This is a genomic window from Chitinophaga dinghuensis, from assembly GCF_003259435.1.
Classification (GTDB): domain Bacteria; phylum Bacteroidota; class Bacteroidia; order Chitinophagales; family Chitinophagaceae; genus Chitinophaga; species Chitinophaga dinghuensis.
The window spans coordinates 305,787-323,936 of record NZ_QLMA01000006.1; the positions used below are offsets into that span (position 1 = coordinate 305,787).

Here is an 18,150-nt window from a genome sequence, read left to right on the forward strand (position 1 = left end):
TTGTTTCGGTTTAATTCCAACCAGTGGTCTGTTGAAGGTTATTATTCAGCTGTATCTGCTCCAGCGGAATAGGCTCCAGATAGTATTTATCCAGCCAGCCTACAGGTACCGGGTAGAAGACTACCTGTCCATTGCTGTTCAGCGTAATCGGCGTGCCTGCTCCATAGTCCGTCACTTTCACTTTTACGCCCAGCATCTGAGTATTAAAGTAAGCGCCTTTACTCCATCTTTTCAGGTCATTGAAACGGAATCCATCTCCCATCAATTCCACTCTTCTTTCTCTGCGAATTTCCCATAACACCGGGTCCACAGCTGGATCTCTGCGGGTATCAAAAGCCCCGTCAATATTAGCTACCGTCATATTAGGTATCCCTGCTCTGGGGCGAAGTTTATTGATGGTCATGTCGGCAATTCCCTGATTGAAGGCATTCAGTTCAAACATCGCTTCTGCATAGTTGAGCATCACTTCTTCAATACGGAAGATGGGGAAGTCGGTGGTAGCTACCCCGGTGGTACTCACGTCTGTGAAGGTGTTATATGGCTTGTAGTAATAGTAACCGGTAGAGGTATTCATAAACCCTTGTGAGCCGCTGGTCTTATCATTGAGGAAATGCGGGGCACGATACAGATAATATCCTGCCCAGTTAGACACTGGCAAACGCTTGCGGGTAGCGTCATTTCCGGGCAAAGTGGCCATGAAATCGATGTACTCATTATCGGATGGCACACTGGTACGGGTATACGTAGTCACCTGCCCGGAAGCAATCACTTTATAAGGCGGTAATACGGTGAAGTATAAACGACGATCTCTGTTTCTGAATTCCGCATTCATAGTAGAATCGCTGTAATTATTGGCAGTAGTCGATATCGGACGGCCATCTGAGCAGAGATAGCTCTCTACTGCATTTTTAGAGAGATCCGTACCCCAGGAAGAAGTGCGTACATAACGCGTGGCGTTGTGGCCTGTTTGCCCGGTTACATATTGACGGGCTAATATTATTCCTGCCTTGCCAACAAGATCTTCTGTATTAAAGACATCGTCATAGCTGGTCATCACAGTAGGGAAGGAGGCCAACAGCTTCTCTGAATAGGTCTTGCAGATGGTCAGATAAGTATTTGCATCCGGCAGATTATGATATTTACGCCAGGTACCTTCAAACAAGCCGAAGCGGGAAAGCAACGCCCTCACTGCATGTACGTTGATAGTATTAGGACCGTCTCCATTGGTTTTGATGTGAGATTCTGCCCAAACCAGGTTGTCTAAAATATTTTTTGCTACCTGATCTCTTGGCGTTCTTGGGCCATATAATATACTGAGAGAAGTATCTGTTACCTTATGCTCAATCCATGGAACATCGCCATAAGCGGCCAGCAGATCATAGTATTGATAGGCACGGAAAAAATATCCCACACTTCTCCAATGGTCTTTATCTGTCTGTGTCATGGATGATTGATCCACATTATCCAGCATGATATTCACCCTGCGGATAAAGCTGAAATCCCATGCAGTACTGCTGGTAGCGGTAGGGATAATCTTAAGCTGGAAAGCATAAGGCGATTTATTGGCCACATTATAACCATTCACCATGTTGTCGGAGTTGAATTCTCCACCGGGTACATCAATACCATAATAGGGCAGGTAGTCATAACAGCCCCACATATACGTTTTGAAATTGTCGGAAGTCTTAAATGACGTGGCTTCCGTCATTTGGTCTAATGGTAATTTATTGAGATAATCCTTGTTGCAGGAGGCAACAGCGATTAAAGTAGATAACAGTAAAATGTTCTTTTTCATTACACAGATTTTAGCAGTCAGACATTATAAAGAAGCGTTGATACCAAAGGAGAACATGCGCATAATTGGATAGTTAATGCCATAGCCTTTGTCTTCTGTAGAGGTAGGGTCCAGTCCAGTAGGGAATTTGGTGAACGTGAACAGATTCTCGCCACTGAAGAACACTTGTAGTCTGCTAAGATGAATACGCTTCAATAGATCGTTTGGCAAGGCGTAGGCCAGGCTCAAATTCTTGATACGCAGGTAAGCGGCATTGGAAAGGTATCTCGACTGCACCAGTTTATTAACAGCAGAGTTGCCGGCAGCTTTGGCATATATACGGGCGAAATGTGCCTTTGTATTGGTAGGTGTCCAATAATCCAGCTCATTCTGATAGATGGTACCAAACTCGTAGTTGTAAGGGAAAGTGAGGTTGTTACTGATCCAGAGATCACGTTTGCCCACACCTGCAATAACAAAGGAGAAGCTCCAGTTTTTATATCCCAGGCCACCATTGACGCCATATTGCAGCGATAAGCGATTGTTACCAATAATAGACAGATCGCCATGGTCAGCCAGTGTATTTTGTCCGTTTGTAATAATACCGTTGCCATCCACATCCTTGTACATTACGTCTCCGGGGTTAGGCGTAACCATATTGGAACCATTTCTGATCTGCTTTGGTAAGCCATCTTTGATAACGCCATTGCTGAAATCTGACTCCTGGTACAAGCGATCCGTCGTATATCCCCAAATTTCATTCATGTCTTTGCCTACGTAGTAAGTATTTAATGAACCCGCTTTGTTGTTATCAAATTTGGTGATCTTGGATTTGAAATCATACAGGTTGGCAGAAACATAGTAACTGAAATCACCTACTTTATCTCTCCATTCCAACATCAGCTCATAACCCTGGGATTGCAGGTTGGCAGCGTTTTGCAGCGGAGCTCCGGTGCCCATTACAGCTGGTAGCTGAATGGCGCTGGTCAGCATGTTTAACGTTTGTCTTCTGTACCAGTCAGCTGTCAAATTCAAACGATTATCCATGAAACCTACATTCAGTCCGAAGTTCAGCGTTCTAACCGTTTCCCAGGTGAAATTAGGACTCACCAAACCAGGGGTGGTAAGACTAGTAGGTTTGCTACCACTCACCAACCAATTGGTAAGTGTTGGATTCATGGCGTCCAGGAAGCGATAAGGGAGAATATCCTGGTTGCCCACTTCACCAAATGATGCGCGTACCTTCAGATCAGAAAGAACGGGTTTGAAGCGCTGCATGAAATGTTCTTCAGAAATGCGCCAGCCGGCAGATGCAGAAGGGAAAAAGCCCCAACGATGATTCGCAGGAAACTTCGATGAACCGTCCGTACGTCCATTTACTTCCAACAGGTATTTACCTTTATAGTCATAATTGAAGCGACCAAAAAATCCCTGTACACTCCATTCAGTATAACCATCTGTTCCTGTCAGGGTGCCTACAGCTGTAGCGATAGAAGGAAGATCTGTGGAGATCATCTGTGTTTTGGTTGCCGAAAGCGCTTCCCGACGGAATTCATCTTGGTTGTAACCAGCCATCAGACTGAGATTGTGCTTACCTAAAGAACGGGCATAAGTACCATACAGATTCAATGTTCTGCGATCATCTGTTCTGTGGTATTTATAAAAACCGGCATTGGCGGCGGGAACGGTTGTCTTCACAACAAATTCCGAAATATCCGCATAATCAAATGGCTTGTTGAAACTGGTATAAATTTCACGGATATTTTCATATAGGTATTCTCCCTGCAGCGTCAGTCCCTTCATAGGTTTGGCCACCACTTTTCCCATCATACGGATATTGTCCAGCCTGTCCTTATTAGGATAAGTATTAAGCAATAAATTCTTAGGCGTGCCGGCAGGATACAAGACGCCATTAACGGTCATTGTATCGGCAGTAGGTACGTAAGAAGGGCTGTTACTGGCAATATTCCAGAGCCAGGAACTGTTAGGGTCTGTTTTGATGGAATTGTAATAACTCACATCCAGTTGGGTCGTCAGCCAGTTGGTGACATCAGTGCTGATATAGGATTTCAGGTTATAACGTTTATAAGAATCGGTATTAGTAATCATTATACCGTCTTCTTTAACTGTTCCCAGGGAGACACGATACACTGTTTTTTCAGTTCCTCCACTAATCGCAAAATCGTGCATCTGTTGTACCCCGGCGTTATCAAACAGTTGTCCGATTACATCGGATTGGGCGAGTTGATATCTTACGCCGGCATCCGTAGTATAACCTTGTGGGTACTTGCCTGGATTGGCTTGATAATCCTGCAGGAAGGCCAGCCATTTGTCTACATTTTGGCCTGTCCAGTAAGCGCCGTAGCCCATGTCTTTGTAGGCCTGTACGGTTGCCATCGGACTGGCAGCTTTGGGAATAGAACTTGGTTTGGAGAAGGTAAAGTTATTACTGTAATCCAATCTGATCTTACTGTTTTTAGTCCCTTTCTTAGTAGTGATGAGCACTACGCCAAAAGCTGCGCTGGCGCCATAAATAGCGGCAGATCCGGCATCTTTCAGTACCGTTACGGATTCAATATCGTTGGGATTAATCAGGTTCAGCGCACCGCTGAAAGGCACGTTATCCACGAGGATGAGCGGACCGCCTCCATTGATACTGGTGGTACCGCGGATATTAAAAGTAAAACCTCCGCCCGGTTCGCCGGTTCCTGTTGTTACCTGTAAGCCAGGCACGACGCCTTGTAACAACGTTCCGGTGGTACTCACCGGACGGTTTCCCAGCAGTTCGTCCATCTTAACTACGTTTACGGAACTGGTTAGATTGGTTTTCTTTTGCGTACCAAAACCTACTACCACAATTTCATCTATTTTTTTATCTGCAGGTTTCAGGACGATGTCTATAGTTCCCGCCTGTGATACCGGTAATTCCAGCGTTTCATAGCCGATGAAAGTTACTACAAGAATACCGCCTTTATCCGGGATCTTCAGGGTGAAGTTACCAGCGGCATCTGCCGCCGTTCCCAGCTTGGAGTCTTTCAATGCAACAGTGGCGCCAGGTAATGCGCCGCCTTTTTCGTCAGTGATATGTCCGCGAATCACCAGATCCGCCAGTGCGCCTGGAACAAGGGCTGGTATAGGCTTTTCCCGGATAAGAATTGTTTTGTCTACAATCCTGTAATCGAAGGGCTGGTCTATGAAACACAATGCGAGCACCTTTTCTACGGGCATTTCCCGCACGTTTATTTTTACTTTGTTGGCACGCGCCAGCAGATGACTATCAAACCAGAAGTCGTACCCAGTCTGTTTGGTGATAGATCGTAAAACCTTTTCCAGTGATGCTTTATCGGCGTTGATGGTCACTTGTTGACCACTTGTTTTGGCGGATAAATGGAGGCATACGGATAATAAGAATAGTGTAATCAATTTCATGATCAACAGCTTTTTTAGAAAAGACCATTGGTTCAATCCCCGTTGGTAAGAGGAATGCATTAAAATCATACTTTTGTTGTTTAGGCGTGACAAAAAAGGCCCCTTCCCCGGAAGCCGTGGTTTACATTGAGTTTTTTTGGCACATGCCTGAATCTGCCGGGAGTCGCCCCACGACTTCCGGCTTCATTTACTACATGCGCTGTTGGTGATACTTGTGTTATGGCATTACCATGAGTGTTTTCCCTTCTAGTTTAAAGTGAATTCCATTTTGTTCCATGATTTTCAGGACTTCCGACAAGCTTTTCCTTCTGGAAATACTAGCAGTAAAAAAGCGGTTAGGAATATTACGGGGATAGACGACAGTGATGTCATACCAGCGACCCAGTTGATTCATGATGGATTTTAGTTCCTCATTTCGGAAGTGAAACATATCTTGTTTCCATGATAATACTTCTTCCAGGTCTGCATCATCCTTTACGATAACTGCGTCATTGGACTGTGTAATGGCCTGCTGTCCACTGTTCAGCACATTCATCGTTCCTGTTTTAGTTTGGTTGATCTGTAATTTTCCGGTTACTAATGTTGTTTTTGTGATAGACTCATCTTCATATGACTGTACATTAAATGTAGTTCCAAGAACATGGATAACCTCATTGCGTACCTGTACGGTAAAAGGTTTGCTGGCATTTTGTGCTACATCAAAATAGGCTTCTCCTGTTACATGTACCATTCGTGTATCTTTGGGAAATGGTACCATGAAAGATACGCTGGTGGCTACGTTTATCCAGAGGTCGCTGCCATCAGGTAAGGTCACCTGTAATGGCTTACTCCCTTTGGGAACGGTGATGGTATTCAATTCCGGTCGGTGATTCCCATCAGTATTTTCATTATAGACCAATTGGTCGGCTGCCAGTTTTTGTGCGCCTGTTCCTTTGAGTTGTCCGTCTGCGCCAGGTTGCAGACTATCTATATAAATTTTCTGGCCGTTACGCAAAGTGATAAATGCCCTGTTTGCTGCAGGTGCGGGGATGTCTGCCATATGCTTGGCAATGGGTGTATGGCTGGATGGTGGCCGGTTCCAGAGAAGGTACCCTGCTACCATCAGCAACAGGCTGATACTGGCTGCCACCAGCAATGGTCGCTGGTAGCTCCTGCGTAATGTACGCACGGAACCGGTATGCGCGTCCAGTTGCTCCCAGATGCGAGACCTGGTGGCCAATAGCGCTGACAGCTCCTGTTTTACTTTTTCCTCATCTGAAAACTCGGCGAAAAGGGCATTGTTTTCTTCATTGCTCATTCTCCATTGTTCCAATGTGGCGGCTTCTTCAGCCGTAAGTTCACCGTATAAATGCTTCAGTAGTAAATCTGTTATTTGTTTCTGCGACAATGGCATTCGATTCTACAGTTCTTTGGTTGTAACTATAGGACACCGCCGAAAAGAAATTGTCCCGAAAATTTTAAAAAATATTTTAACGGGAGATGAGTAACATGAGGAGCAGCAATTCGTTCTTCAATAGCTTAGTACGGAGTTGCTTGATGGCGGCTGTTTTCAGGTTCCGAACGGTTTTTTCACTGACGCCGGTATGTTCTGCAATTTCCTCATTCTTCAAACCTTTCAGGCTTAATTGGAGTATGTCTGCCATACGTCCCGGCAGTTTTTCAATTTCCTGGTATAAATGTTTATACACCTCGGAGCGTGGGTCCGCGTATAGTTCGAAAGTATAGTGTTCGTTATCCTGGCGTCTGGCCAGTTCCTGATGCCGGTTATGCAGGCGCTCAGCATCCCGCAGGTGGTTCAGACATGCATTACGGGCTATAGTACAAAGGAAAGCAGATAAATTGGAAGAAGGAGGTAGCTCACTGCGTTTATCCCATAACTTCACAAAAGTTTCCAGGGTGATATCTTCCGCAATCTGTCGGTCTTCCACAAACTTCAGGGAGAAATGAAATACCTGGAGGAAGTATTGATTATACACTGCCTCAAAAGCTCTCCTGTCATCTTTTGACAGTTTTTCAATCAGCAACTCATCAGTTTGTAGGTAGGCAGTCATTATTTTTCAACACTGGAACAAAAGCTAAAATAGTAAAACGGCATATAGCATGCAATTTATTCTTTTCAAGTGATTATCAGCCGAATGTTTGTATCTTAATAGATCGTGGATCACAGCCAACAAATCAAACTGGCACTTGTTTTAACCTATAAAAGCCCGGAATCATGGACCCTCATCACGAACATGCTCATCAACAGACAACCCCTACACATATACATCAACATCCTTCCGCAGGTGAAAATAATACGCATGAAGCGCATCAGCAGGAGGAAATGGATCATGGCAAGATGCCAATGAACCATAGCGGGCACGCCGGTCATGGCGCCCATGGCGGACATGACCATAATGCTATGATCAATGACTTTAAAAAAAGGTTCTATGTAGTGCTGGTACTCACCGTTCCAGTAATGCTATTGTCACATATGATTCAGCAATGGCTGGGCTTACAGATTGATTTTCCCGGAGGAAAGTATGTCTTGTTTGCCCTGAGTACCATCATTTATTTTTATGGGGGATGGCCTTTCCTCACCGGATGGGCACAGGAAATGAAGCAGCGTAATCCGGGAATGATGACACTGATTGGCTTCGCTATTACCGTCGCTTTCGTATATAGTGTCGCTACACTTTTTGGATTGGCAGGAATGGATTTCTTCTGGGAACTGGCTACCCTGATACTTATCATGCTCCTGGGACACTGGATTGAAATGAGCGCTGTTGCCGGAGCAGGACGGGAGTTGGAGCTGCTAGTGAAATTGATGCCGGCGGAAGCTCACCTCGTAAAAGGCAACGATATACAAGAAGTAAAAACAGACAGTCTTCAACCCAATGATGTTATTCTGATCAAACCCGGTGAAAAAATAGCCGCAGACGGTGTGGTGAAAGAGGGCAGCAGTTATGTAAATGAATCTATGCTGACAGGGGAATCCAAACCAGTGGAGAAAAAAACGGGCGATAAAGTAATTGCAGGTTCCATCAACGGAAATGGCGCTATGCAGATTACCGTTTCGCACGACAGTGCAGGATCTTATTTGTCGCAGGTGATCAAACTGGTTAATGATGCGCAACAGGCCAAATCCGGTACGCAACTGCTGGCAGATAAAGCCGCCCGCTGGCTAACGCTGGTGGCGATTGTTGCCGGTATCGTCACTTTCTTCATCTGGTGGTTCACTGGAAGTAGTTTGGCCTTCGCGATGGAAAGAATGGTAACAGTAATTGTGATATGTTGTCCGCATGCGCTGGGACTTGCTATTCCATTGGTGGTAGCGAGATCTACCACCATTGCCGCGCAACATGGACTCCTTATCAAAAACAGAACAGCTTTTGAAAATGCACGCAAAATAGATACGCTGGTATTTGATAAAACAGGTACGCTGACGGTTGGCAGATTCGAAGTAACCGCTATGGAATCGTATATGCCTGACCGTAGTAAAGAGGAGATATTGGCGTTGGCGGCATCCGCAGAGCAACAGTCAGAGCATCCAATTGCTACCGGTATTATTGCTAAAGCCAACGAATTGCATTTGCAGATTCCTGCTGCCAGTGAGGTACAAGCTCTTTCTGGAAAAGGGATTCAGGCAACCGTTGGGAAAGATACAGTACTGGTGGCGTCTCCGGCTTATGCCCGCGAGCATTTCCAGTTACCGCCTGTACAAACAGACGATACTGGTACGCTTTCTTATGTCATTGTAAATGGGCAGCCTGCGGGGTATTTGCTGTTGTCTGATCAGGTCCGTCCCGAATCTGCGGGGGCGGTGCAGTCGCTCAAAGCGGATCACATTACTACGGTGCTGCTTACTGGCGATAACCGCAAAGTAGCGGCAGTAGTAGGAGAACAACTGCATCTTGATAAGGTGATTGCGGAAGTTTTACCGCACCAGAAACTGGATGCTATTAAGGAATTGCAACAGGAGGGGAGATACGTAGCCATGACCGGAGATGGCATCAACGATGCGCCAGCCCTGGCCCAGGCGGATATTGGGATTGCCGTGGGCTCCGGTTCAGATATTGCTGCAGAAACAGCCGGTATTGTATTGGTAAACAGTAATCCGGCAGATATCGTGAGTCTCATTCGGTTTGGAAAAGCCACCTATCGTAAAATGGTCCAGAACCTGGCCTGGGCAACGGGTTATAACCTGATTGCCATGCCATTGGCAGCAGGTATTTTAGCTCCCTGGGGGATTATACTTAGTCCGGCCGCAGGCGCGGTATTAATGACAGTGAGTACTGTGGTAGTTGCCATCAATGCAAAGTTGTTGAAATTATAACAAATCATTAGTTCCAATTCAAATAAATATTTCTGTAGATTTGACTGACAATTAACTCGTATTAAAAACCTGTCATTATGGGATTATTAGATAAACTCAGGAATGAATTTATTGACATTATTGAATGGACGGATACGTCCGCGGATACTATTGTTTGGAAATTTCCCCGCTATCAGAATGAGATAAAACAAAACGCCAAACTCACCGTACGTGAATCACAGGTAGCTGTGTTTATGAATGAGGGTAAGATTGCGGATGTGTTTCCGGCTGGAATGTATACACTGAATACACAGAACCTACCTATCCTGGCTACCTTACAGGGTTGGAAATATGGCTTTAACAGCCCTTATAAAGCGGATGTTTTCTTCGTGAGCACACGCCAGTTTACCAACCAGAAATGGGGTACCAAGAATCCGATTATGTTGCGTGATGCGGAATTTGGTCCGCTGCGTATACGCGCATTCGGTAGCTATGCATTCCGCATTAAAGATGCTGGCGAGTTCCTGAAAGAGATTTCAGCGACCAACCCAGAGTTTACCGTTGATGGTATCAATGAACAGCTCCGTAACCTGGCCGTTTCCCGCGGTATGGATGCCATTGCGGAATCAAGAATTCCGGTATTGGACCTGGCGGCAAACTATGACGAAGTTTCCAAAATTATCGGCGATAAAATCAGCCCTGAGTTCAATGAACTGGGTCTGGAACTGACTAAATTCCTGATCGAAAACATTTCCCTGCCACCAGAAGTGGAAGCAGCGCTGGACAAACGCAGCAGCATGGGTATCGTTGGTAATCTGGGTGCATATGCACAGTTCCAGGCTGCCAATGCCATGGAAAAATCTGCAGAGAATCCAGGCAGCGGCGGTCTCGCAGGCGCCGGTCTGGGCCTGGGCATGGGCGCAGCAATGATGGGCCAGGTAGGTAATGTTTTCCAGCAGAATACTTTTAATCCGGTAACCGGCCAGAGTGGAACCGGTGCTGCTGCTCCAACCCCGGGCGCAGTTCCTCCGCCATTACCTGCTGCAGTCGCTTTCTACGTGGCTGTAGATGGTAAACAATCCGGTCCTTTTGAACTGGATCAGTTGCGTCAACTGGCCGCTGCTGGTCAGCTGAAAGGCGATACCCTGGTATGGAAAGCTGGTATGGCTGCATGGTCGGCCGCTTCCACTGTGCCAGAAATGGCGCCGGTACTCGCAACCGTTCCTCCGCCATTACCTTAATTTATTGGGCAGTGCGGTTTGTGCCGCACTGCTATCTAACTGACTGAATATTGCCCTATGTCATTTGAGGACAAAACAAGTGAAACGGTCTCCTCTCTGAAGTGTCAGAACTGTGGAGCGGTGTTGCACTACGCACCCGGTACCAACAGCCTGAAATGCGACTACTGCGGAACTGTAAACGAAATCTCGCAGGAAACAGAAACGGAGGTGCATGCCTTCGATTACCAGGAATTTATCGCCTCCGAACAGGCACATACTTCTGCTACTCAGGAGGCAGTAGTAGTGAAATGTACCAACTGCGGCGCATCCACTACTTTGCTGCCCAATGTAACGGCCGATTCCTGCCCGTTCTGTGCATCGCCACTGGTGATAGACCATGCACAGACCACCTCCATGCTGCAGCCACATTATGTGCTGCCATTTATCATTAAAGACGGCGAAGCATTAGGATTCTTCCGGAACTGGATGAGCAAACTGTGGTTCGCTCCATCCGACCTGGTGAAAAAAGTGAGAGATGGGTCTTCCCAGCAACTGAAAGGAGTTTACATCCCACACTGGAGCTACGATACAGATACCAGCACTTCGTATACTGGTCAACGTGGTGAATATTATTACGTGACAGAAACCTACACCGAAACGGTAAACGGCAGGGAAGAGACCCGTACCCGCCAGGTACGCCACACTGCCTGGTATCGTACATCCGGTCACGTTAGCAATGATTTCCGTGATGTACTGGTTTCCGCCAGCCCTTCACTGCCACAGAAAATGGCTGTGATCCTGGAACCATGGAAACTGGAACTGCTGAAAAGCTATGATGGTCGCTATTTGAGCGGCTTCCGGGCGGAAATATATCAAACGAATGCAGAACAAGGACTGGTACTGGCACAGAAAAGAATGGACCCTGTCATTCGCGGAGAAATCTGCGATGATATCGGAGGTGATGAACAAATCATCGACCATTACGATGTACAGTATAACAACCTTGGCCTGAAATACTTACTGCTCCCTGTCTGGATCAGCGCCTACAAATACAACGATAAGGTATATCATTTCGTGGTAAATGCTACTACCGGTGAAGTAACAGGCGACAGACCATACAGCTGGGTGAAGATTGCAGGACTGGTGATTGCAATTCTTGCGATCATCGTTATCATCTACCAGATGTCACAACAACATTAAGCTATATGAAAGCAAGGGCTGTTGCTACATAGTAGTGACAGCCCTTTTTTAATGCGGTAATTTCTTCTCCACCAAACCATATACCCAGGTGCCGGCAATGGCACTCAATAAAGTGATCAGCACCACGGTAAACCCACTACCAATCTGCGCAAACAAAGGACCCGGACAAGCGCCTGTTATCGCCCAACCTAATCCGAAAATAATTCCTCCGAAAATCTGCCCCTTATCAAATTGCTTTGGCTCAATGGAAATAGGCGCTCCCTCAAAAGTTTTAATCCCGAACCGACGAATCAACTGCACAGCAATCATTCCGGTAATCACAGCGGTTCCAATGACACCGTACATATGAAAGGAGGTAAGCTGAAACATTTCCTGTATCCGAAACCAGCTAATGACCTGTGATTTCACTAACACAATTCCAAAGTATATCCCTGCCAGCAAGTATTTCATATTTTTCATAATACATTAATTAAGGATAGAAAATAACCAGGGTACAATCACATTGGCAGAAAGAAACCCGCCTGCCATAAAACAAATAGTAGCCACCAGTGAAGGCCATTGCAGATTAGATAACCCCATAATCGAATGCCCGGAAGTACAGCCACCAGCATACCTTGTACCAAAACCAACCAGAAAACCTCCGATTACAAAGAATACCAATCCTTTCCCTGTGAACACGTTGCTCCAGTTGAATATTTCATGAGGCAATAATCCCTGGTAGTTATGTAAATGATACTGTTCCAGTTTAACTTTTGTCGCCGCTGCAATCTCCATTTCACCATTTCCCTGCATCCAATGTGCAGCGATAAATGCGCCAATGAGGATACCGCCGGCAAAAAATAAATTCCATTTCTGCGCCTTCCAATCGTATTTGAAGAAAGAGATATCCGCCGGAAAGCAGGCGGCACATATATGTCGGAGTGAAGAGGAGATGCCGAAGGCCTTATTACCCAACAACAATAGCAACGGAACAGTAAGACCTATCAGGAACCCGCCAATAGCCCAATGCCAGGGCTGTAGCATGGCTTGTAAGAGTGTCATATTATGGTTTTTTATAAAGATAATGAATTAAAAAAACGGCTGGCAGGAAATCTCCCTGCCAGCCGTGGTGAAATAGGTGGTCCTATTTTCATCAGAGTAAGTCGTTGTATTCCGGATGCCTTTTCATATAGGCATGCACGTAAGGGCATAATGGTTTTACCTTCAGATGCTCCGTCCTGGCATAATCCAGTACATATTTAGCCAGCTGGGATGCAATTCCTTGTCCTTCCAGTTCTGGCGGAACTTCTGTATGCACATAGGCGATGCCGCCCTGGAAAAGATGGTATTGAATAAATGCGGTAAAGCCGTTGATGGTGGTCTCAAACCGATGTTGAGCGGTATTTTGATGAATAGTTAATTCCATTATTGTTCAGGTTTATCTCTGAAATGAATTTTTACATGAGTGCCATCGCAATAAGGTTTATTGCTGGAAGCGCCACAGCGGCAAAAAGCAGTCACCTTGTTCTTATGCGTTTCATGGCCTTCTGCATCCTTTACGACGATGTTGCCATACACCAGCAGAGGGCCATTGGGCAGTGGCTCCACGATGCTCTCGGCATCAATTGCCGGGGCTACGCCTCCTTCTGCTTCCACTTCTGCATTCAGATAGTAGGTGAGCGCCCCGGAAGGGCATTGCTTTACCTGGGAGATGATACGGTCTGTAGCTGCCCCTTCTGCTTTAATCCAGGGCTTTTCATTGGGGTTGAACACTTCCGGTAAACCATGGAAGCATACTTCAGAATGCACACATACATTCGGCTTCCATACAATGGTCACCTCACCGTTAGTGTATTTCTTAGTAATGTCTTTCATTTTGAAATCCTCCTTTTAGTCTTGACGGGTGATTATTTTAATAGGATTACTCAATACCTTATGCACTGGGCAGGCATCTGCAATTTGTAATAGTCGCACCCTTTGCTCATCGGTAAGATCTCCTTTAAAGACGATATTACGTTCTATGATGGTGGTCAAAGGATCTGGCTTCAATTCGCTATTAAAGGCGAGTTCAATTTCTACATCTTCCAGCGGCCATTTTTTCCGGTTGGCATACATTTTAACTGTGATAGCAGTACATGCACCCAAACTGCTGAGCAGTAATTCTCCGGGACTTGGAGCGGTGTCTCCGCCGCCTATATCTTCCGGTTCATCTGATAACCATCTGTGTCCGCGGGTATCTACAGATACCTGGTAAGGGATATTACCAATTGATACTTTTACTGATTCTTCCATTGTCATAATGCTGCTTCCTTATCAATATTTTAAAATGAATCTTTCAGCCATTTGCCGGCAAGGGTGATATCCTGTTGCGAAAGGTTATGACCTGCTTCTACCTGCACGGTGCTTACTTTAAAACCATTGGCTTCTAACAGACTGGCATAACCTGCTGTAGCGTCCGGATTTACGGTGCTATCTTCTTTTCCTGAACTTATTAAAACCGGCTGCGACTTCTCTGTTTCAAAGGCCGTTTCCAGTCCATGTAAAGGCTGCATAGGCCTGAACAATATGGCGCCGGCCAAGAGTTCCGGATAAATCATTAAGGTAGCACCGGCAATATTAGCGCCATTGGAATAGCCAACAGCTATCAGTTTGTCCGGGTCAAACCCCAGTCCCAATGAAAGTTCCTGTAAGAAATGTACCATCTCATGGGTGCGGAAATGAACGTCCTTTTCATCAAATACGCCCATACTTAGTCTTCGAAAGAACCGGGACATGCCATGTTCCAGTACGTTGCCTCGCAGACTGAGGATGTTGAAACCTGCGCCTATCCGCGCTCCGATAGGGAGCAAGTGAGATTCGTCTCCGCCGGTACCATGCAACAGCAATAGCGTATAGCCATTGCTGTTAACAGCAGGTTCCCAGATATATTTCATTGGTTGGAAGTCCATATTAATCGAGCTTTATTAATTTCTTTTCAATTTCACTACGCTGTGATTCAAACTGAGGCGGTAACATCAGATGCTGTCCCAGCTGCTCTTTAGGCTCGTCTACGGTAAATCCGGGTGTATCTGTTGCCAGTTCAAACAGTACGCCGCCTGGTTCCCGGAAATAAACGGATTTGAAATATTTTCGGTCCAGTTGTGAGGTGATATGCAAGCCACGATCTTCCAGGATCTTGCGGAAATGTTCCTGTGCAGCCTCATCAGGAACCCTGAACGCTACATGGTGTACAGAGCCGCCAGCCACATGACCACGCATCTCCCCCTTAGCTTCTACCAGATCAATATATCCACCTTTTTCGCCATCAGGACCTGCAAAACGATACCGGTTGGTATGATTCTTTTTCAATTCATAACCGAAAACGGATACCAGCAAATCTGCGGTAGGTTGGATGTCATCGAGGGTAAGGGTGACGTGATGAAAGCCGCGTAACGCATGCTCATCTTTGATCTCTGCTGTTTCCCATGGTTCCCGGTTGTCCGGAAATTCGGGTACCGTCAGTTCTATTTTCAACCCATCCGGGTCCAGAAAAGTAAGATATACTTCTCCAAACTTAGACGAAGGCTTATTGTAAATAATGTTCTCTTTTTCGAAACGTTTCAGCCAGAAATCCAGACTGCCATCGGGTACAGCATAACCGATTTCTGTGGCCATATGCGTACCACGGCGCCCTGCCATGATATCTTCCCAGGGGAAAAAAGTCAGAATAGTACCAGGACTACCAGTTTCATCGCCATAGTAAAAATGATATGTATTGGGATCGTCAAAGTTGACGGTTTTCTTTACGAACCGTAATCCCATCACGCGCGTATAAAAGTCGAAATTACGTTTTGCGCTGCCGGAAATAGCCGTTACGTGATGTATGCCTGTAATTGCGCTCATGATATACCTTCTTTTTTTAAAAGGCCCCGCAGCGGGGCGGGACCGGGAATATTATTTCTTTAACATCTGTACTTCACAGTGAATTTTAACTTCTTCACTCACCATTACGCCACCAGCCTCTGTTACCGCATTCCAGTTCAGGCCGAAATCCTTACGGTTGATTTTACCATGTACAGTAAAACCTGCCTTCGTATTGCCCCAGGGATCTTTCACCACACCGCCGAATTCCACATCCAGCTTAATGTTTTTTGTAATGTCCCGGATAGTCAGATCTCCCCAAAGCGTCCATGATCCATCATGATCCACACTTTCCGTTTTAGTGGCCACAAATTTTATATAGCGATATTTGTCGACATCAAAAAAATCAGGGCTGCGCAGATGACCATCCCGCTGCTCATTACCGGTACTAATGGAATCAATATCCACTGATGCTGTCACTTTACCGTTCGCGAAATCCTCATCATCTGTTTCTGCGTCAACGGAGAAGGTGTTAAACTTTCCATTGATGTTGGTAATCATCAAATGTCTGATCTTAAAGCCAAGCTCGCTGTGGTCAGCGTCTGCTACCCATGTTGTTTTTGCCATAAGTGAATGTTTTATGTGGTTGAAATAAGTTGCTGCCCGTGAACAGTTTGCGTTACTCTTTAATGCTTAACAAGTCCGCTTTTTTTATTGTTCATAAGACCATACAAAGGTCAAGCTTTACCAAAAGGGATCAAATGCACAGAATAAGGAAAATGATGTACAATTTGTGCGTTACTAAAGATAAGGAATTCAATCTGATATCCTTTATACCTTATTAATCATTATTTTTTTAAAAATATTACAAACATTATGCATAATTGATTGTTTATCTGATCGGTGTAACCTTCAGCGCTGCCATACCGAAATATGAACCTTATGAAACCATTTCCAGTTATCATTATCACATTGCTGTATACTGTTAACATAAAAGCCCAGAATGGTGGAAAAGAGTGGTCGCTGAAAGATTGTTACCGCATAGCAAAACAAGGAAATGCAGTGGTGCAACAAGCGCAACACTCACTCCAGGCCCGCGAATACGCCCTCCAGGCTGAAAACAGAGCCTATTTCCCAAAAGTTGACCTCCTGGCGGGCTATAACTATCTCGGGAAACCGCTGGAAATTAACCTGCAACAAGTAAAAGATGGCGTAGTAAATGGCTCCTCTACTCAAAGCGTCAATACCGCCAATGAAGTATTTCATCAAATTACCGGCGCTGATCTGCCACAACCGGTACAGGATAAAATTTATAATGCTACCAAGGGAATCATCAATACCTTGTATCCCGACTATAACCCCCAACTCGCCAAACAATCTTATTTTACCGCCGGCGTTTTTGTGAAACAACCTATCTACCTGGGCGGGAAAATAAGTGCCGCACAGGACCTCGCCAAAGCCAATGTGAAAGCGGGCCAGTTCAACCAGCAACTGGTGGAAAAAGAACTGACCTTCGGTATCAGCGCGCAATACCTGCGTATACTCTATCTCAATACTATCCTCTCTCATGAAAGCATCATGGTAGACGCTTTCCGCAAAAACAAAGAATATGCGGCCTCTCTGAAAAAGAATCAATTACTACCGCCATACCTGCTCAACTGGGCCAATGTGGCCTATACACAGGCGGCCAACAGATATGCTAATCTGCAACTGGACAAACAAAATGCTTTGCTGGAACTGAATAAATTACTGGGACAGCCACTGGGAACGCCTATCGCGATTAATGATACGCTTCGATATAATGACTACAATTTAGATACGGCATATACGCCAGCAACACAATTGGAGAATAATGCTACCTACCAACTGGTGGAAAATACCACTGATCAGGCGAAGGTAGCGGTGAAGGCTACACGTAGTTTGTCCATGCCCAATATTTTCGCCATTGGTAATGTCAATGTCTATCAAAAAGACTTACCCGTCACTATTCCGCCATGGTTGGTAGGAGTGGAGCTGCAATGGAATATCTTCGACGGTTTCTCCCGCGTGAAACGTACCCGCGCCAGCGAACAATTGGTGGAAGAAGCCAGGCTGGCTGCCTTCAATACCAAATCCGGCCTGGAACTGCAACTCGCCATCGCAAAAAACAAAATGGCGGCTATGCAACGGGAAGTGGCATCCCTGGACAGCGCACGTCAGCAAGCCCGCCTCACTACTGCATTGATCACTGACCGCATGGAAAATCAGTTGTCTTCCGTTAAAGATGTTAATGAGGCTTTATTGCAGGAAGAAGAAATGGAGAAAATATATTATACCGCTGTGTTAGGCTACTACCTTGCCATGGCGGAATACTGGAATATACTGGGCACTCCGGAAGAGTTTGCCGCTTATATTGATGGAATGAAATAAATGCA

At 45.6% G+C, this 18,150-nt stretch carries 16 protein-coding genes; 4 read left to right on the forward strand and 12 right to left on the reverse strand.

What is annotated here, in order from left to right:
- Positions 1-10: 10 nt before the first annotated feature.
- From CLV59_RS18875 to CLV59_RS18890, 4 genes are all read right to left on the reverse strand, one after another.
- Positions 11-1,795 (reverse strand): RagB/SusD family nutrient uptake outer membrane protein, encoded by a 1,785-nt coding sequence (locus tag CLV59_RS18875; RefSeq protein ID WP_111593633.1) that lies wholly within the window; start codon positions 1,793-1,795, stop codon positions 11-13.
- A gap of 24 nt (positions 1,796-1,819) precedes the next feature.
- Entirely contained in the window at positions 1,820-5,203 is a 3,384-nt protein-coding gene (locus CLV59_RS18880) for a SusC/RagA family TonB-linked outer membrane protein (protein ID WP_170137816.1), read from the reverse strand.
- 217 nt (positions 5,204-5,420) lie between these two features.
- Positions 5,421-6,590: a FecR family protein gene (locus CLV59_RS18885; RefSeq protein WP_170137817.1), complete on the reverse strand. Its 1,170-nt coding sequence runs from the start codon at positions 6,588-6,590 to the stop codon at positions 5,421-5,423.
- Between the two features lie 82 nt (positions 6,591-6,672).
- Positions 6,673-7,254: an RNA polymerase sigma factor gene (locus CLV59_RS18890; protein WP_111593636.1), complete on the reverse strand. Its 582-nt coding sequence runs from the start codon at positions 7,252-7,254 to the stop codon at positions 6,673-6,675.
- Between the two features lie 164 nt (positions 7,255-7,418).
- Between CLV59_RS18890 and CLV59_RS18895 the strand changes: the two genes are divergently transcribed.
- The 3 genes from CLV59_RS18895 (at position 7,419) to CLV59_RS18905 (ending at position 11,917) form a co-directional block, all read left to right on the forward strand.
- A complete protein-coding gene (locus CLV59_RS18895; RefSeq protein WP_111593637.1) occupies positions 7,419-9,518 on the forward strand; it encodes a heavy metal translocating P-type ATPase in 2,100 nt (699 codons plus the stop codon).
- A gap of 77 nt (positions 9,519-9,595) precedes the next feature.
- Positions 9,596-10,738: an SPFH domain-containing protein gene (locus CLV59_RS18900; protein WP_111593638.1), complete on the forward strand. Its 1,143-nt coding sequence runs from the start codon at positions 9,596-9,598 to the stop codon at positions 10,736-10,738.
- Positions 10,739-10,795: 57 nt separating this feature from the next.
- Positions 10,796-11,917: a zinc finger domain-containing protein gene (locus CLV59_RS18905; protein ID WP_111593639.1), complete on the forward strand. Its 1,122-nt coding sequence runs from the start codon at positions 10,796-10,798 to the stop codon at positions 11,915-11,917.
- Between the two features lie 48 nt (positions 11,918-11,965).
- Here CLV59_RS18905 and CLV59_RS18910 read toward each other — a convergent pair whose 3' ends face one another.
- The 8 genes from CLV59_RS18910 to CLV59_RS18945 form a co-directional block, all read right to left on the reverse strand.
- Positions 11,966-12,376 (reverse strand): DUF6691 family protein, encoded by a 411-nt coding sequence (locus tag CLV59_RS18910; RefSeq protein ID WP_111593640.1) that lies wholly within the window; start codon positions 12,374-12,376, stop codon positions 11,966-11,968.
- 6 nt (positions 12,377-12,382) lie between these two features.
- A complete protein-coding gene (locus CLV59_RS18915; protein ID WP_111593641.1) occupies positions 12,383-12,958 on the reverse strand; it encodes a YeeE/YedE family protein in 576 nt (191 codons plus the stop codon).
- A 91-nt stretch (positions 12,959-13,049) separates the two neighbouring features.
- Positions 13,050-13,322 carry a GNAT family N-acetyltransferase gene (locus CLV59_RS18920; RefSeq protein WP_111593642.1) on the reverse strand — a complete coding sequence of 91 codons (273 nt, stop codon included), beginning with the start codon at positions 13,320-13,322 and terminating at the stop codon, positions 13,050-13,052.
- Positions 13,322-13,771, reverse strand: coding sequence for a (4Fe-4S)-binding protein (locus CLV59_RS18925; protein WP_111593643.1), 450 nt, complete (start codon positions 13,769-13,771; stop codon positions 13,322-13,324). The genes CLV59_RS18920 and CLV59_RS18925 overlap by 1 nt, the downstream gene beginning before the upstream one ends.
- A 15-nt stretch (positions 13,772-13,786) precedes the next feature.
- The gene (locus CLV59_RS18930) at positions 13,787-14,188 is read right to left on the reverse strand and encodes an OsmC family protein (RefSeq protein ID WP_211323973.1); all 402 of its coding nucleotides are present in this window, start codon (positions 14,186-14,188) and stop codon (positions 13,787-13,789) included.
- 29 nt (positions 14,189-14,217) lie between these two features.
- Entirely contained in the window at positions 14,218-14,844 is a 627-nt protein-coding gene (locus tag CLV59_RS18935; RefSeq protein ID WP_111593645.1) for an alpha/beta hydrolase, read from the reverse strand.
- 1 nt (position 14,845) lies between these two features.
- The gene (locus tag CLV59_RS18940; RefSeq protein WP_245950893.1) at positions 14,846-15,778 is read right to left on the reverse strand and encodes a ring-cleaving dioxygenase; all 933 of its coding nucleotides are present in this window, start codon (positions 15,776-15,778) and stop codon (positions 14,846-14,848) included.
- 51 nt (positions 15,779-15,829) lie between these two features.
- Positions 15,830-16,363, reverse strand: a complete 534-nt coding sequence (locus CLV59_RS18945; protein WP_111593647.1) for a YceI family protein — start codon at positions 16,361-16,363, stop codon at positions 15,830-15,832.
- Positions 16,364-16,678: 315 nt separating this feature from the next.
- Here CLV59_RS18945 and CLV59_RS18950 point away from each other — a divergent pair, with 315 nt between their 5' ends.
- The gene (locus CLV59_RS18950) at positions 16,679-18,145 is read left to right on the forward strand and encodes a TolC family protein (RefSeq protein WP_111593648.1); all 1,467 of its coding nucleotides are present in this window, start codon (positions 16,679-16,681) and stop codon (positions 18,143-18,145) included.
- The last annotated feature ends 5 nt before the right edge of the window (positions 18,146-18,150 follow it).